Genomic DNA, 15,767 nt, shown 5'->3' with positions numbered 1-15,767 from the left:
ATTATCTCTCCCTGAATGCTTCACGCGCTTTCAGTATTGGTTTGAGGATGTAAGACAAAATGGTCTTCTCCCCGGTTCTGATTTCAACGTTTGCCACCATCCCCGGAATGATCGGGAACGCTTTATCTTTAACCTGTAGCGCCGCCCGGTTTGTGCGGACAAAAACCCGGTAATAGGTCGAATCGCCACGTCCCTGACGGGCTTTCTCTTCATCAATTAGCGTGTCTGAACTCAGGTGTTCGACGACGCCGGTCAGGCCGCCGTAAATGGCGTAGTCGTAGGCGGTAATTTTTACCGTCGCGGGAAGACCCGGATGAATAAATGCCACATCAGAGGGCTTAATTTTGGCTTCGACCAGCAGGTTATCTTCGAGCGGAATAATGGTCATGATTTCCGCACCCTGCTGTATAACTCCGCCGCGCGTGGTCACGCGGATATTGTTCACCGTGCCGCGCACGGGGGCGACAACGGTGGTACGGTTCATCACGTCCTGACGTCCGCGCAGGATCTCTTCCGCCTGCGCCAGTTCAGACTCCAGACGGTTTAGCTCGCTGTTGGCATCAGAGCGGAAGCGGTTGGTCCGTTCGGCTATTTGCAGGCTGAACTCGTTGGCCTGACGCTTGAGGCGCAGGATCTCCACATCGGACATCAGCCCTTTGCGAGCCAGCGGCTCGGAAAGGCTGACCTCGTTTTGCGCGAGCGACAGGCTGCGCTGCAATGCCTGTACGCTTTCATTCAGGGTTTTGAGGCGCGCGTTATAGGCCTGCGTCTCATCACGCACGATGGACTCAATCCCTGCAATTTCCGGCGGGAAGGTCAGGGGGGTGTCATAGGCTTCAGCCCTGAGACGAGCAATGCTGCCCTTCAGCCCCTGAACTTTTGAAAGCGATTCACCGTAGCTGGCGCCGGCACGCGTGGGGTCAATTTTCAGCAGGATTTGTCCTTTCTCGACAATATCGCCCTCCTGAACGTTCAGCTCCTCAAGAATGCCCCCCTCCAGGCTCTGAATAAGCTGCTCACGGCTGGCCGGAATGACTTTTCCATCGCCACGCGTAATCTCTTCAACGCGAGCGAAATGTGCCCACACCAGCGCGACGACGACAACCATCGTGATGGTATAGAGCATGATCATGCTGAAAGGGGTTTTCTGCGCGATCAGGGCGCCCTGCAGGTCATGCATGAATTTCAGATCGTCCGCTTTTACCTTTCCTGTCGGCTGCGGTTTTTGCACCGCCAGCGCTGTTTTTCCGGCGCCGCCCTCAATCTTTCTCAACGCCGTGGAGGAAGCTCCCGCTCCGCTATCGGCCTCTCCTTTTGAGGCGTTCTGATTCACATCGTCCTCGTTCATCATCCCTTCACACCTTGTTCCTGTTGCTTTTCTTCAACCGAATGCATCGTTTGTTTTTTCTTCAGCACGTTCTCATTCAGGCTTTCCATGACCCGATCTTTTGCCCCGTCTTTCACAACGTGCCCGTCTTCCAGCACAATCAGGCGTTCAACCAGACTGAGTACGGACATGCGATGCGTGACAATGATCAGCGTTTGCCCCTTTGTGGCCTCTTTTAACCGCCGCAGGAATAACGTCTCCGTCATCGCATCCATGGAGCTGGTCGGTTCATCCATCAGTAAAATCTTCGGCCTCAGCAACAGGCAGCGGGCAAGTGCAACGAGCTGCTTTTGTCCACCCGACAGGCAGTTCCCCATTTCACCAATGGGCATGTCAAAACCCAGCGGGTGTCTGGCCGCGACCTGATCCAGCCCGGTCAGGCGAACCACGCGCAGAAACTCTTCCGTGCTTACGCCCGGGTTGCCAATAATGATGTTATGACGCAGCGTGCCGTAAAAAAGACGGCAGTCTTGCCCGACATAGCCTACGGCCGCACGCCAGTCCGCCGGATCAACCTGGGTTGCATCAACGTCATCAATGAATATCTGCCCGCTGCTCTGCTGATACAGGCGCGCCATCACCCGCAGCAGGGTAGACTTCCCGCTGCCGATCCTGCCCAGAATCGCAATCTGCTCACCGGCTTCAATATTGATACTGATATTCTCGAGAATGCGCGGGGCTACCATCATTCCCGGCACTGGATAGGTAAACCCCACTTTGTGCAGGCGCATGCTGCCCGTGAAATTCGGCGTTGGAAGGTAGGTAATTAATGAATCGCGTTCAGTGGGGGTATCCATCAGCTGGTTAAGCGATTTCAGGGCCGTTTTGGCATGCTGATAACGCAACGCCAGCCCGACAACGGATGCCAGCGGGGCGAGAGAACGGCTGGAAAGGATCACCACGCCAATCATGGCGCCCATCGTCAGCTCGCCCGCGTGGATCAAATACACACCCAGCACAACAATACAGACCGTGGTAATTTGCTGAACGAAGGAGACAAAATTGGTTGTCAGCATGGAAAGGTTGCGGGTTTTCATGGAGGAAGCGGCAGCCAGCGCGCTGAAATCATCCCAGCGCTTTTGCATAACGCCTTCACCCTGCGCAGCTTTCAGGGCTTCAAGTCCCTCAATGCTTTCAATCAGCAGGCCTTGCTTGAGTGAAATCTCGCGAACGTTTTCTTCCATATAGCGACCCAGCGGCCACTGAATAACGATGCTGGCAATTAAAATGAGCGGCATTGCCACCAGGGGCACCACGGCAAGCGGACCGCCAATCATATAAATGATGAACATGAACAGCACGCAGAAGGGCAGGTCGGAGAGCGTGGCGAGCGTCGCAGAGGTAATAAAATCCCGTACAGCCTCAAAATCGCGCAGCTGGTTAGCGAAGGTCCCGGAAGACTGTGGTTTATATTCCATGCGCATAGACATCACCTGGCGAAAAAGCTTCGCGCCCAGGATCAGGTCTGCCTTTTTCCCCGCGATATCGATCAGGTATGCGCGGATCTGGCGGCTGGAAAACTCAAATATATTGGCAATCACGACGCCAATAGCCAGCGACCAGAGGGTGACATAGGCCTGCGTCGGGATCACCCGGTCATAGACGTTCATCGTAAAGAAGGTGCCAGCCAGCGTAAGTATATTTGCCAGCAGTGCCGCCAGCGCAGCGCTGTAAAAATAGTGGCGGTAGCGCCACAGCGTTGAGTAAAGCCAGTGACCTTCATTCTGCGCTTTCGGTAAGAGAAGATCGTCGGCACGCGCATCCAGACTGGGTTTTGGCGTGGTGACAAGGGCATAGCCGCCGTAAACTTCCAGCAAATCAGCCGCTGAAACGGTAAGTATTCCTTCGTTTTCAGGCACCACGATCTGATAGGTGAATTGTCCGCGTTTACCGTTACGCGCGGTAATAATGCAATACGTTCCATCTTTGCGGGCGATCAGCAGCGGAAAGAGCCAGGACGATATTGAATTAAGATCGCGTTTTACCCAGCCAGCAGATATCCCCATCTGATCGAGCATACGCAGAGCCATTTCCGGCTCAAGCTTGTCGCTTTTCGGCAAGCCAGCGTAAAGAACTTCTTTGCTGGCATACTTTGCGTGATGTGCACAAAGCCATTCAACACCCCACAGAAGAGAATCTTTTCTGGGTTCTTCAATATTATTGAAATCGTGCTCTGAATTAACTTTTACGGTGGAAAGATGCGTATTCATTATCGAATCCAGACCTGTAGTTACGTTCCTTACTTTAAAAATAAAGTGAAGGCATGCTATTAAAATTGACCAGGAACATCCGTAAGTACGAAGTTTATGGCTGATGGTTATAGTGAAATTACAAGCGCTGGCAATATCGTAGTGTAAAGTTAGCCGTATATGTACACAATAAAGATAAACCACTGCATGATTAAGAATATTATATGTGGTTTGATCCAGGTTTATGTTTTTTCTGGTTTTTTTAACTGAGGGTTAACTGGCGAGCCTTGAAATAGGTACGCCCAGCTTGTTCTCGATTCTTATCTTCATGGCGTAAATGTTTTTAACATTTGTAGCATTCTTCATGGCTATCTTTTTCGGGAGTTGTCCCTTATACAATTCAGAAAACAGGGCGTATTCATTTGCACTAAGTTTGGCCTTCTTCTCCGAAGGTCGCGTTATCTTGCCAAGGAACGACTGGCGAATTTTAAATTTTATATCATCAATAATATCATCATGAAAAATGACGGTGCTGATTATTGTTTCGCTTGTGTCGTTATAAAACCAGTAATGGGCAATCGCGGCCATCTTTTTATCAGTTATCAGGATCAGTCTTGCGTTTTTAAAACGATCTAACCAGCTGTTTGTTAAGAAAAAATTTATATTCTTATAGTTAAAATCAATGACTACAATGGGTTGAGAAATGATTTTAACCGTAATGTTGTTAAAGTATTGTAATATACCTTCTATCAAAAAAGAGTTATTTTCAGGCCAGATATAAAATTCAGAACCATTACACTCGCCCTGTTGTTCAGTACGAAAAGAAGGAAAAACACATTTATTCATACACCCATAGCAGCGCATAGTGTTGTCGTTGTGCTCAATATGTCTAATAGTAACGATATCCATGTGATAAAACTCTATGCGTTAAAATTATAAATGTTAAATCTACTATAATATATCAATATTTATATTAATAATGCATTAAGGAAAAAAAACGAGTTGTTATGAGATAAAGCATCGTTTATCCAGGAATTTTCTACAGAAATTAATTCCCATCCGTGATTGTCGATTTTTTTACGCAATACCATTTAAGGCTAATTCACCAGGCGGGTGATAGAAACTCCCAGTTTTCGCTCAATTCTGTTTTTCATGGCATAGGTGTTTTTGACGCTGGTACCGTTCTGATACGCGATTTTTTTAGGTGTCCATCCATTGAACAAGAACGAAAACAGGCTGAATTCATTCTGGCTCAGCTTTGGCCTGCTCCCGGATGGTTTGATCGTTTTTGCCAGGAACGTTTTCTTCAGTTTCGTGGCAACCTCCTCAGCGGAATCATCATAAAAGATAATAGAGCTGATGGTGGTCTCTAACGTATCGTTATAGAACCAGTAATGGGCAATCGCCGTCATCTTTTTGTCAGTGACGAGGATAAGGCGCATATTTTTGAATTGTTCGAGCCAGCTATCGTTCAGAAAATAGGTGATATTTTTATGGCTAAAATCAATAATCACGACTGGCTGAGAAATATATTTGTCGCTCACACATTCAAAATAGTGCCGGATACCTTCTACAAGGTAAGAATTGTTATCAGGCCAAATATAGCATTCAAGTCCTGTGCAGGTTTTATGAGCGCACGCTTCAGCGTCACCAAACAGGCATTTTTTCTCACAACCATAGCAATGCATAGACGGCGTGTGGCTCACCTGCTGACCATCATTATGAGATAAATAAATAGAGTTATTAGTGTGGAAAGACATATTACACCTTAATGCGCGATGATTAAGCACGATATTAGCTTTGGACGAAGCATCAACCTCGTCGTTTGATGTGAGGCATCATACTGAATACCAGGTATAAGTCTTAATTAAATAGTCTGAACACACCTTTCCAGACTGCATTTAAGATTTAAGTCTATATTTTTCAAGTGTTTACAGATTTTCTTAAATGACCAGTTTACAGGTTTTTTGGTTATTGCTCTTCTGTTTTGTTAATGGATGGTTATTTCTTTTCACTTGGCAATGCTATTGCAATTAACATAATGTTAAACATTGAAGGACTAAACTTTATAAGGTTGGAATAGAATGTTTCGATAAAAAGAAAAGAGGGGGGGGCGGGAACGTCAGATTCAGAGTGAATGTAAATATTGCTTATTTTCCAGGTCGCGCACTAGGTTCTCGTACGACCTGGCTAAAGTAAACGACGATGTCCTTTATTTATTTTCTATGCTAAAACGATCGGCATCCTGCCAGGCCGGAAACTTCTCGCGATATTCCGTTAGCGCAGTTAACGAAAGCTCGGCGTCAATTCGCGTGGCCTGATGCGGCTCGGCTGTAGCAATAATTTCTCCCTGCGGGCTTATCACCCGGCTGTCGCCGCGATAATGGTGTCCGTTACCATCCGTGCCTACGCGGTTACATCCCACAATATAAGCCTGGTTTTCAATTGCCCGCGCCGTTAATAACGCCTGCCAGTGAAGTGAACGTGGCGCAGGCCAGTTGGCAACATACAGCGCCAGGTCGTAATCGTTGCGGTTGCGGGACCAGACGGGAAAGCGCAGGTCATAACAGACCAGCGGCAAAATACGCCAGCCGCGCCATTCAAACACCACGCGTTCGTTTCCGGCTACATAATGTTGATGCTCATCCGCCATGCGGAACAGGTGGCGCTTATCGTAGAAATGCACCTTTCCCTCTGGCTCGACCAGCAGGAAGCGGTTAACCGGCCCGCGTTCGGTCTGGAGGGCGACGCTACCGGCAATCAGCGCGTTTGTCTCCTGCGCTTTGGCGTGCATCCAGGCCACAACCTCGTCCTGCGGCATCGACTGTTTTGCAGCCTCCATCGCAAAACCCGTGGTGAACATCTCCGGCAGGACAATCACATCGCGACCGCTAATCTCTTCGAGCTGGCGATCGAAATGGCGAAGGTTGGCTGGACCGTCCATCCAGACTAAAGGCTGCTGCAAAACAGAAATCTTCAAACCAGGCACGATACCGACTCCTTAAAAGATCGCTTTTTGACACTGTAGCACGTCATTACGAGAAAATGTGGCAATAAAAAACCCCGCACGGAGCGGGGTTGATGGACGCTGAACGTCTTATGCGGCTTCAGGTTTGCGGTGCTTCTCCGGCAGCTTTACCGGCTGTGTCGCCAGCTCTTCCGGTTCGAAATCATCCACGTTAATACTGCGCAGACGGCTCTCTTCGGCTTTTACCAGGAGTGCGGCTTCGCTGTTGTCGATGATGCCGCCCGCCAGGGCCTGTTTTGCCAGCTCGTCCAGGCGGGTGAACGGCAGGTTTTTACCCAGCTGTTTGCAGATCTTCTGGTGAATCGGGTCGGCGGCCATCACGTCCAGCAGCGCCTCTTCCAGCAGGCCGGCAGGGTTATGCGGGGTAGGGGCCAGATACTGGCCGCGGCCAATACGGGAGCGGGTTGCGCTCGGAACCTGAAGGATCTTCGCCACTTTATGATCCAGCTTGTCAGACGGCGCCAGGTAATGACGACCGGTCGGGAAGATCGCCACGCGCAGGGCTCCTGCCACAAAGCGGTTCGGGAAGTTCGCCAGCAGGTCGTCAATCGCCTGTTCTGCCTGATACAGCGCATCCTGTACACCCCAGTGCACCAGCGGCAGATCCGCTTCCTGACGGCCTTCGTCGTCGTAGCGTTTCAGAACCGCAGAGGCCAGGAAGATCTGGCTCAGCACGTCGCCCAGACGGGCAGAGATGCGCTCGCGACGCTTCAGGCTTCCGCCAAGAACGGCCATCGAGACGTCAGACAGCAGGGCCAGGTTAGCGCTCAGGCGGTTCAGGTGCTGGTAATAACGTTTAGTCGCATCGCTGGTCGGCGTCGCGCTGGTGAGGCCGCGCGTCAGGCCGAGCCAGAAGCTGCGCACTTCATTGCTGCCCACGTGACCGATATGTTTGAACAGCAGCTTGTCGAAGGCATCCACGTCGTTATTCTGCGCGGCGGCCATCTCTTCCAGCACGTACGGATGGCAGCGAATGGCGCCCTGACCGAAGATCATCATGCTGCGGGTCAGGATGTTTGCCCCTTCAACGGTGATGGCAATCGGAGCGCCCTGATAGCCGCGCGCCAGGAAGTTGCCTTCGCCGAGCATAATGCCTTTACCGCCTGCGATATCCATTGCGTCAATGATCGACTGCTGCGCGCGGTGGGTACAGTGATACTTCACGATAGCGGACAGCACGGCCGGTTTTTCACCCAGCATAATGCCGTAGGTGATGAGCGAGGCTGCGGCATCCATCACGTAAGCGTTACCCGCGATACGCGCCAGCGGCTCTTCAATACCTTCCATCTTGCCGATGGAGATTTTGAACTGACGGCGGATATGGGCGTAAGCACCAATCCCCATCGCCACCGATTTCAGCCCGCCGGTTGAGTTCGACGGCAGGGTAATGCCACGGCCCACCGACAGACATTCCACCAGCATACGCCAGCCCTGACCGGCCATCTTCGGACCACCGATGATGTAGTCAATCGGCACAAAGATATCCTGACCGCGGGTTGGACCGTTCTGGAACGGCACGTTCAGCGGGAAGTGGCGACGGCCAATTTCCACGCCCGGGGTAGAGGTTGGGATCAGCGCACAGGTGATGCCCAGATCTTCTTCACCGCCCAGCAGTTTTTCCGGGTCGGAGAGCTTAAATGCCAGACCCAGCACGGTAGCAATAGGCGCCAGAGTGATATAACGCTTGTTCCAGGTCAGGCGCATGCCCAGCACCTGCTGGCCCTGCCACTCGCCCATGCAGACCACGCCGGTATCCGGGATCGCGCCCGCATCGGAGCCCGCTTCCGGGCTGGTCAGCGCGAAGCATGGAATTTCCTGACCGCGCGCCAGACGCGGCAGGTAGTGATCTTTCTGCTCTTCCGTTCCGTAGTGCTGCAGCAGTTCGCCCGGGCCTAAGGAGTTCGGCACGCCGACGGTAATCGCCAGGATCCCGGAAACACCCGCCAGTTTTTGCAGCACGCGGGCCTGAGCGTAAGCGGAGAATTCAAGACCGCCGTACTCTTTCTTAATGATCATCGCGAAGAAGCGATGCTCTTTCAGGTATGCCCACAGCTCCGGCGGGAGGTCGGCCATTTCATGGGTAATAGCAAAGTCGTTCGCCATGCGGCACGCTTCTTCTACCGGACCGTCAATAAATGCCTGCTCTTCGGCGGTCAGGCGCGGCTGCGGATAGTTGTGCAGCTTTTTCCAGTCCGGGTTGCCCTGGAACAGATCGCCTTCCCACCAGGTGGTACCGGCATCAATCGCCTCTTTCTCCGTACGGGACATCGGCGGCATCACTTTACGGAAGCCCTTAAAGACCGGCGCGGAGATCATCGACTTACGCATCGGCGTCAGGTTGAACGGCAGCAAAATAATGGCCAGCGGGACGAGGACCCAAATGTTCCACAGGCCAGCGACGCCAAGTGCGGCCGTCCAGGCCAGAAGAATAAGGCTACTCAGTAATAAGCTGACGCGGTGATAGAACAACACGCCGAGCAGAATAACGGTTGCGAGAATGCTCAAAATCATCATAAAGAAAAGCTCCCTTGCTTGTAGGAGGTCTGACCACTTGTGATGATATGGTTGTAGTTGATGTCATTTCCTTTAGCAATGTGTTTACAAAATAATTACAACCTGGTTCACATTGTTCGCGTTTTAGCCGGCACAAAAAAGCAAAACGCCGGACGATTCGCATGGCTTTAGCTTCTCGCTTTTACCGCTATCCGGTACACTCCACTGTGTTATTTCATCAATACTGAAGGATTATCCTCATGTACCAGGATCTTATTCGTAACGAACTGAACGAAGCGGCGGAAACGCTGGCGAACTTTCTGAAAGATGATGCCAACATTCACGCTATTCAGCGCGCGGCGGTCCTGCTGGCCGACAGCTTTAAAGCCGGTGGTAAAGTGCTCTCCTGCGGTAACGGCGGTTCCCACTGCGACGCCATGCACTTCGCAGAAGAGCTGACCGGACGCTATCGTGAAAACCGCCCAGGCTACCCGGCTATTGCGATTTCTGACGTAAGCCACATCTCCTGCGTGGGCAACGACTTCGGTTACGACCACATTTTCTCCCGCTACGTTGAGGCGGTAGGCCGTGAAGGTGACGTGCTGCTGGGTATTTCGACGTCCGGTAACTCTGCGAACGTGATCAAAGCCATTGCGGCAGCGCGTGAAAAAGGGATGAAAGTGATCACCCTGACCGGTAAAGATGGCGGTAAGATGGACGGTACGGCGGACATTGAAATCCGTGTTCCGCATTTTGGTTATGCTGACCGCGTTCAGGAAATTCACATCAAAGTGATCCACATCCTGATCCAGCTGATCGAAAAAGAGATGGTTAAGTAAGACTTCGCTGGGGGGTACCGGTGCCCCCCGCTGTTGTGGAGGTGAGATATGTGCGAACTGCTCGGGATGAGCGCCAATGTGCCAACCGATATTTGCTTTAGCTTCACCGGGCTGGTTCAGCGCGGTGGGGGAACCGGGCCGCATAAAGACGGCTGGGGCATCACTTTCTACGAGGGCAAAGGCTGTCGCACGTTCAAAGACCCACAACCCAGCTTTAACTCACCCATTGCTAAACTGGTGCAGGACTACCCCATAAAATCCTGTTCGGTAATTGCCCACATTCGGCAGGCAAACCGTGGGGAAGTCGCGCTGGAAAATACCCATCCGTTTACCCGCGAGCTATGGGGCCGTAACTGGACCTATGCGCATAACGGACAGCTTACGGGCTATAAATCGCTGGAAACCGGCAATTTTCGACCTGTTGGCGAAACCGACAGTGAAAAAGCGTTCTGCTGGCTGCTGCACAAGCTGACCGAGCGTTATCCCCGCACGCCCGGCAACATGACCGCCGTTTTTAAATACATCGCGTCACTGGCGTCTGAGCTACGCGAGAAGGGCGTCTTCAATATGCTGCTGTCTGACGGGCGCTATGTAATGGCGTTTTGTTCCACCAACCTGTTCTGGATCACCCGTCGCGCACCGTTTGGCGTCGCCACGTTGCTCGATCAGGATGTGGAAATTGATTTTCAGAAGGAGACCACACCGAACGATGTGGTCACCGTCATTGCAACGCAGCCGCTGACGGGCAACGAAACCTGGCAAAAGATCATGCCAGGCGAGTGGGTGCTATTTTGCCTCGGGGACCGCGTAATTTGACGCCAGCTGCGGCTGGACTACTTCATGGCTAAGCGGCTTGCTCACCACGTAACGGCCATTGACGATGGATACCACCGGCGGCTTGTGGGTCTGCTCGAAGTAGTCATAGCCCGGTTTTAGCTGTTGCCAGAAATCCTTGTAAACCGAGTACTTATGGCGCGCCATGTTCGCATCCGTCATACGGAACGGGTAGATGCTGACCTGAACATTCGGCTGGCCGAAGACCAGCGCGCCCGTGACAAACTGGAAAATCTCATCAATGCCGGAATCCGTCATCGCATAACAGCCGACAGACACGCAGGCACCGTGGATCATCAGGTATTTACCTTCGTAACCGTGAGCACGGTCAAAGGCATTGGGGAAGCCAATGTTAATCGCTTTATAGAAGCGGCTGTCCGGTTTTAGCTGGTTACGCTGAACGTTATAAAACCCTTCCGGACTTTTGAAGTCGCCCTGACGCTGTTTTGGCCCCAGCCCGCCAGAGTAGTTACAGATTTTGTAGCTATCGAGCAGCTGATACGTCTCGCCCATTTTGACAAACAGCTCGAGTGTGCGCTCTTCCTTGAAGATTTGAATATAAACCGGGGATCCCATCAACTGCTGTTTATACTCTTTGCTGACCGGCGTCGTTGAACTATTGCTGCCAAGCAGCCCGGCAAACGACATGCACGGTATCAGAAGCATCGCAATGAACAATGCGATTTTACGCATACTACTGGTTCCTTGATAAAACAATGACCAACTTGCCAGAACGGCAAAAGACACCCGAAATCAGACTAATCTGGACAGGAGCGCTCACATTAGCACCGATGGAGATTTTCGCAAGAGCCAACCTTTGAGTTTACAAATTAGTTTTACGTTATAACCCATTCACCTTGTCCTGACTCCAGGAACTTTGCGCATTAGCTCGCAATTCGGCGCGCCGGACGACGGATTTACTGCCCTTGCAGGGGCCCAAAATGGTACACTCCGGCCACTCTGGATTGTTGTTCATGGATACCTGCTAACCACATGTTTAGAATCAGAAAAGGACTCGATCTGCCCATCTCTGGCGTGCCTGAACAGCACGTAACGCCGGGCGCCAGCATTCACCACGTCGCTATTTTGGGTGATGACTACGTGGGGATGCGCCCGGCGATGCTGGTGCAGGAAGGCGATCGCGTAATAAAAGGACAGGCGCTATTCGAGGATAAAAAAAATCCCGGCGTCATGTTTACAGCCCCTGCCAGCGGCACCGTCGCTGCCATCCATCGTGGTGAGCGCCGCGTCCTGCAATCGGTTGTTATTCAAATTGAAGGTGACGAGAAACGCGAATTTGCGCATTACGGCGAGGCCGATCTCGCTACCCTTAGCCGCGAAGCGGTGCAGGCTCAACTGCTGGAGTCGGGGCTGTGGACGGCGTTTCGTACGCGTCCCTTCAGCAAAACTCCCGTGCCCGGCACCGTGCCGGCGGCTATCTTCGTGACGGCCATCGACACCAATCCGCTCAGCGCGGACCCGCAGCCTCTCATTCTGGCCGAACGAAAAGCTTTCGATGCCGGTCTCACCGTTTTAACGCGCCTGACGCCGGGTAAAGTGCATGTCTGCCAGGCCAGCGGCGGTAAGCTGGGCGGGCACCCACAAGGGCAGGTCGCCTTTAATGAATTTGCCGGGCCGCATCCGGCGGGGCTGGTGGGCACGCATATCCACTTCCTGGAGCCGGTGAGCCTGACGAAACAGGTCTGGCACCTCAATTATCAGGACGTGATTGCTATCGGTAAGCTGTTCACCACGGGCGAACTGCATGCAGAACGCATTGTCGCTATTGGCGGCCCTCAGGCAACCCAACCGCGTCTGGTTCGCACTCTGCTTGGGGCAGACATTACAGCGCTGCTGGCTGGCGAAACAAAAGAGGGTGAAAACCGCATTATCTCCGGCTCGGTGCTGAGCGGCAGACACGCAACAGGCCCGATGGCCTGGCTGGGACGTTTCCATCTTCAGGTAAGCGTGGTGCTGGAAGGGCGCGAGAAAGAGCTGTTTGGCTGGGTGCTGCCGGGCGCAGAAAAATACTCCGTGACCCGCACCACGCTCGGCCACTTCCTGCGTCATAAGCTGTTTAACTTCTCCACCAGCACAAACGGCGGTGAGCGCGCCATGGTTCCGATTGGCAACTACGAGCGCGTGATGCCGCTAGATATTCTGCCAACCATGCTGCTGCGCGATCTCCTTGCCGGCGATACCGACAGCGCGCAGGCGCTGGGTTGTCTTGAGCTGGACGAAGAAGATCTGGCGCTGTGTACCTATGTGTGTCCGGGTAAATACGAATATGGACCCGTATTGCGCGAGGTGTTAACCCGCATTGAGCAGGAAGGATAATCATGGGATTAAAACACCTCTTTGAAAAAATAGAGCCGCATTTTACCGAGGGTAAACTGAAGAAGTACTACCCGCTGTATGAAGCGACATCGACCATTTTCTACACGCCGGGTCTGGTGACGAAAGGCGCGGCGCACGTTCGCGATGCCATCGACCTGAAGCGCATGATGATTCTGGTCTGGTTCGCGGTCTTCCCGGCGATGTTCTGGGGCATGTACAACGTCGGGTTGCAGACTATTCCGGCGCTGCATCACATGTACGATGCAGAGCAGCTGGCGCAGGTGATCCAGTCTGACTGGCACTATCGTCTGGCGCAGACGCTGGGCGTGAGCTTTGCGGCAGATGCCGGCTGGATCAGCATGATGACGCTGGGTGCCGTCTTCTTCCTGCCAATCTATATGACCGTCTTTATCGTGGGCGGTTTCTGGGAAGTGCTGTTCGCCATTATCCGCAAACATGAGATCAACGAGGGCTTCTTCGTCACCTCTATTCTGTTTGCGCTGATTGTTCCGCCAACGCTGCCGCTCTGGCAGGCGGCGATGGGGATTAGCTTTGGCGTGGTCATTGCCAAAGAGATCTTCGGCGGAACCGGACGTAACTTCCTTAACCCCGCGCTGGCGGGGCGCGCGTTCCTGTTCTTTGCATACCCGGCGCAAATCTCTGGCGACCTGGTATGGACGGCGGCAGACGGGTTTTCGGGCGCTACGCCACTTTCACAGTGGGCGGCAGGCGGCGGCGAAACGCTGATCAACAATGCCACCGGCCAGCCTGTGACCTGGTTCGACGCGTTTCTTGGCAACATCCCGGGCTCCATTGGTGAAGTGTCTACCCTGATGATCCTGATCGGCGGGGCCATCATCCTCTTTGGCCGCGTGGCGTCCTGGCGCATCGTCGCTGGCGTCATGCTTGGGATGGTGCTCACCGCCACGCTGTTCAATCTTATTGGTTCAGAAACTAACCCGATGTTCTCCATGCCGTGGTACTGGCACCTTGTGCTGGGGGGCTTTGCGTTCGGCATGATGTTTATGGCCACCGATCCCGTCTCTGCCTCGTTTACCGACAGGGGGAAATGGTGTTATGGGGCGCTCATTGGGGTGATGTGCGTACTGATTCGCGTGGTCAACCCGGCCTATCCGGAAGGGATGATGTTGGCCATTCTGTTTGCCAATCTGTTTGCGCCGCTGTTCGACTATCTGGTCGTGCGTGCCAACATTAAGCGGAGGAAGGCGCGTGGCTGAGATCAAAAATAACGACAGCATCAGCAAAACGCTGCTGGTGGTGCTGGTACTGTGCCTGGTCTGTTCCGTCATCGTGGCCGGTTCTGCCGTAGGGTTAAAACCGCTGCAGCAGGAGCAACGTGCGCTGGACAAACAGCGCAACATCCTGGCCGTGGCCGGGCTGATGCAGGACGGCATGACGAAGGATGACGTCGCGGCCGTGTTCGCCGAACGCATTACCGCGCGGCTGGTGGATTTAAAAACCGGTGAGCTGATGGATAAAGACCCGGCGAAATATAACCAGGCGCTGGCGCTAAAAGATCCGCAGATGAGCACCATGCTTGACGCCTCGCAGGATCCGGCAGGAATTAAGCGCCGCAGCAACATCGCGGAGATCTACCTGGTGCGTGACGAGCAAAAACGCGTGCAGGAAGTGGTTTTGCCCATCTACGGCAACGGCTTGTGGTCAATGATGTACGCCTTTGTGGCACTGGATACCGATGGCCGCACGGTCAAAGGCATCACCTATTACGATCAGGGCGAAACGCCGGGGCTGGGTGGCGAAGTTGAGAACCCTAACTGGCGTGCCCAGTTTGTCGGTAAAAAAGTGCTCGATGACAACGGTCAGCCTGCGCTGAAGGTGGTGAAAGGGGGCGCGCGTCCCGGTGATGAATTTGCCGTTGACGGTCTTTCCGGCGCCACGCTCACCTCAAACGGCGTGCAGCACAGTTTTGATTTCTGGATGGGTGAACTGGGCTTTGGTCCCTTCCTGAAAAATGTACGTGAAGGAGCGCTAAACAATGGCTGATACGGGTGAACTGAAAGAAGTTAAAAAGGTGCTGATTGGCCCACTCTTAGCCAATAACCCGATAACGCTCCAGGTGCTGGGCGTGTGTTCCGCCCTGGCGGTAACGACCAAGCTGGAAACGGCAGTGGTGATGACGCTGGCGGTAACGCTGGTGACGGCATTCTCCAGCATGTTTATCTCAATGATCCGCCACCATATTCCCAACAGCGTGAGGATCATCGTGCAGATGGCGATCATCGCCTCGCTGGTGATCGTGGTCGATCAGCTGCTGCGGGCCTTTGCTTATGAAACCTCGAAGCAGCTTTCGGTGTTTGTCGGCCTGATTATCACCAACTGCATCGTGATGGGGCGTGCAGAAGCCTACGCCATGAAAATGCCGCCGCTGGCGAGTTTTATGGACGGCATCGGCAACGGCCTGGGTTACGGCGTGATCCTGCTGACGGTTGGTTTCCTGCGCGAGCTTATTGGCAGCGGCAAGCTGTTTGGCATTACGGTGCTGGACACGGTACAGAACGGCGGCTGGTATCTGCCGAACGGCCTGTTCCTGCTGGCCCCAAGCGCATTTTTCATTATCGGTTTGCTGATCTGGCTGATTCGCACGTTGAAGCCTGAACAGCAGGAAAAGGAGTAACCGA

13 protein-coding genes are annotated in these 15,767 nt (G+C 53.1%); 6 read left to right on the top strand and 7 right to left on the bottom strand.

Going from position 1 to position 15,767, the window contains the following annotated elements; genetic code table 11:
- Position 1 precedes the first annotated feature (1 nt).
- The 6 genes from HWQ14_RS00270 to fadE all read right to left on the bottom strand — a co-directional run bounded on the left by HWQ14_RS00270 (position 2) and on the right by fadE (position 9,118).
- Complete coding sequence (locus HWQ14_RS00270) at positions 2–1,351, bottom strand: HlyD family type I secretion periplasmic adaptor subunit (protein ID WP_176608634.1); 1,350 nt, start codon at positions 1,349–1,351, stop codon at positions 2–4.
- Entirely contained in the window at positions 1,348–3,597 is a 2,250-nt protein-coding gene (locus tag HWQ14_RS00265) for a type I secretion system permease/ATPase (RefSeq protein WP_176608633.1), read from the bottom strand. The genes HWQ14_RS00270 and HWQ14_RS00265 overlap by 4 nt, the downstream gene beginning before the upstream one ends.
- 252 nt (positions 3,598–3,849) lie before the next feature.
- Complete coding sequence (locus HWQ14_RS00260) at positions 3,850–4,485, bottom strand: hypothetical protein (RefSeq protein WP_023324197.1); 636 nt, start codon at positions 4,483–4,485, stop codon at positions 3,850–3,852.
- Between the two features lie 188 nt (positions 4,486–4,673).
- Positions 4,674–5,336 (bottom strand): helix-turn-helix transcriptional regulator, encoded by a 663-nt coding sequence (locus tag HWQ14_RS00255; protein WP_227009655.1) that lies wholly within the window; start codon positions 5,334–5,336, stop codon positions 4,674–4,676.
- Between the two features lie 452 nt (positions 5,337–5,788).
- The gene (locus HWQ14_RS00250) at positions 5,789–6,565 is read right to left on the bottom strand and encodes an amidohydrolase (protein ID WP_048241348.1); all 777 of its coding nucleotides are present in this window, start codon (positions 6,563–6,565) and stop codon (positions 5,789–5,791) included.
- A gap of 108 nt (positions 6,566–6,673) precedes the next feature.
- Complete coding sequence (gene fadE / locus HWQ14_RS00245) at positions 6,674–9,118, bottom strand: acyl-CoA dehydrogenase FadE (protein ID WP_176608632.1); 2,445 nt, start codon at positions 9,116–9,118, stop codon at positions 6,674–6,676.
- 239 nt (positions 9,119–9,357) lie between these two features.
- On the opposite strand from fadE, the gene lpcA reads away from it, so the two are divergent.
- Both lpcA and HWQ14_RS00235 read left to right on the top strand, forming a co-directional pair.
- Positions 9,358–9,936 carry a D-sedoheptulose 7-phosphate isomerase gene (lpcA, locus tag HWQ14_RS00240; RefSeq protein WP_003863232.1) on the top strand — a complete coding sequence of 193 codons (579 nt, stop codon included), beginning with the start codon at positions 9,358–9,360 and terminating at the stop codon, positions 9,934–9,936.
- Between the two features lie 48 nt (positions 9,937–9,984).
- Positions 9,985–10,752: a class II glutamine amidotransferase gene (locus HWQ14_RS00235; protein WP_148420204.1), complete on the top strand. Its 768-nt coding sequence runs from the start codon at positions 9,985–9,987 to the stop codon at positions 10,750–10,752.
- Here the strand turns inward: HWQ14_RS00235 and dpaA are convergent.
- Complete coding sequence (dpaA, locus tag HWQ14_RS00230; RefSeq protein WP_148420205.1) at positions 10,723–11,463, bottom strand: peptidoglycan meso-diaminopimelic acid protein amidase; 741 nt, start codon at positions 11,461–11,463, stop codon at positions 10,723–10,725. The genes HWQ14_RS00235 and dpaA overlap by 30 nt on opposite strands.
- A gap of 300 nt (positions 11,464–11,763) precedes the next feature.
- Between dpaA and HWQ14_RS00225 the strand changes: the two genes are divergently transcribed.
- The 4 genes from HWQ14_RS00225 to HWQ14_RS00210 are packed head-to-tail and all read left to right on the top strand — an operon-like array spanning position 11,764 to position 15,763.
- The gene (locus HWQ14_RS00225; RefSeq protein ID WP_176608631.1) at positions 11,764–13,107 is read left to right on the top strand and encodes a Na(+)-translocating NADH-quinone reductase subunit A; all 1,344 of its coding nucleotides are present in this window, start codon (positions 11,764–11,766) and stop codon (positions 13,105–13,107) included.
- A 2-nt stretch (positions 13,108–13,109) separates the two neighbouring features.
- Entirely contained in the window at positions 13,110–14,345 is a 1,236-nt protein-coding gene (locus HWQ14_RS00220; RefSeq protein WP_176608630.1) for an NADH:ubiquinone reductase (Na(+)-transporting) subunit B, read from the top strand.
- Complete coding sequence (locus HWQ14_RS00215; RefSeq protein WP_148420208.1) at positions 14,338–15,132, top strand: Na(+)-translocating NADH-quinone reductase subunit C; 795 nt, start codon at positions 14,338–14,340, stop codon at positions 15,130–15,132. Before HWQ14_RS00220 ends, HWQ14_RS00215 begins: the two co-directional genes overlap by 8 nt.
- Positions 15,125–15,763: an NADH:ubiquinone reductase (Na(+)-transporting) subunit D gene (locus HWQ14_RS00210; RefSeq protein ID WP_014882676.1), complete on the top strand. Its 639-nt coding sequence runs from the start codon at positions 15,125–15,127 to the stop codon at positions 15,761–15,763. The genes HWQ14_RS00215 and HWQ14_RS00210 overlap by 8 nt, the downstream gene beginning before the upstream one ends.
- Positions 15,764–15,767: the final 4 nt, after the last annotated feature.

The sequence above is a fragment of the Enterobacter cloacae genome (genome assembly GCF_013375935.1).
GTDB classification, from domain to species: Bacteria; Pseudomonadota; Gammaproteobacteria; order Enterobacterales; family Enterobacteriaceae; genus Enterobacter; species Enterobacter pasteurii.
The sequence above is the reverse complement of the archived record's forward strand: the minus strand, read 5'-3'. Positions and strand labels throughout refer to the sequence as shown.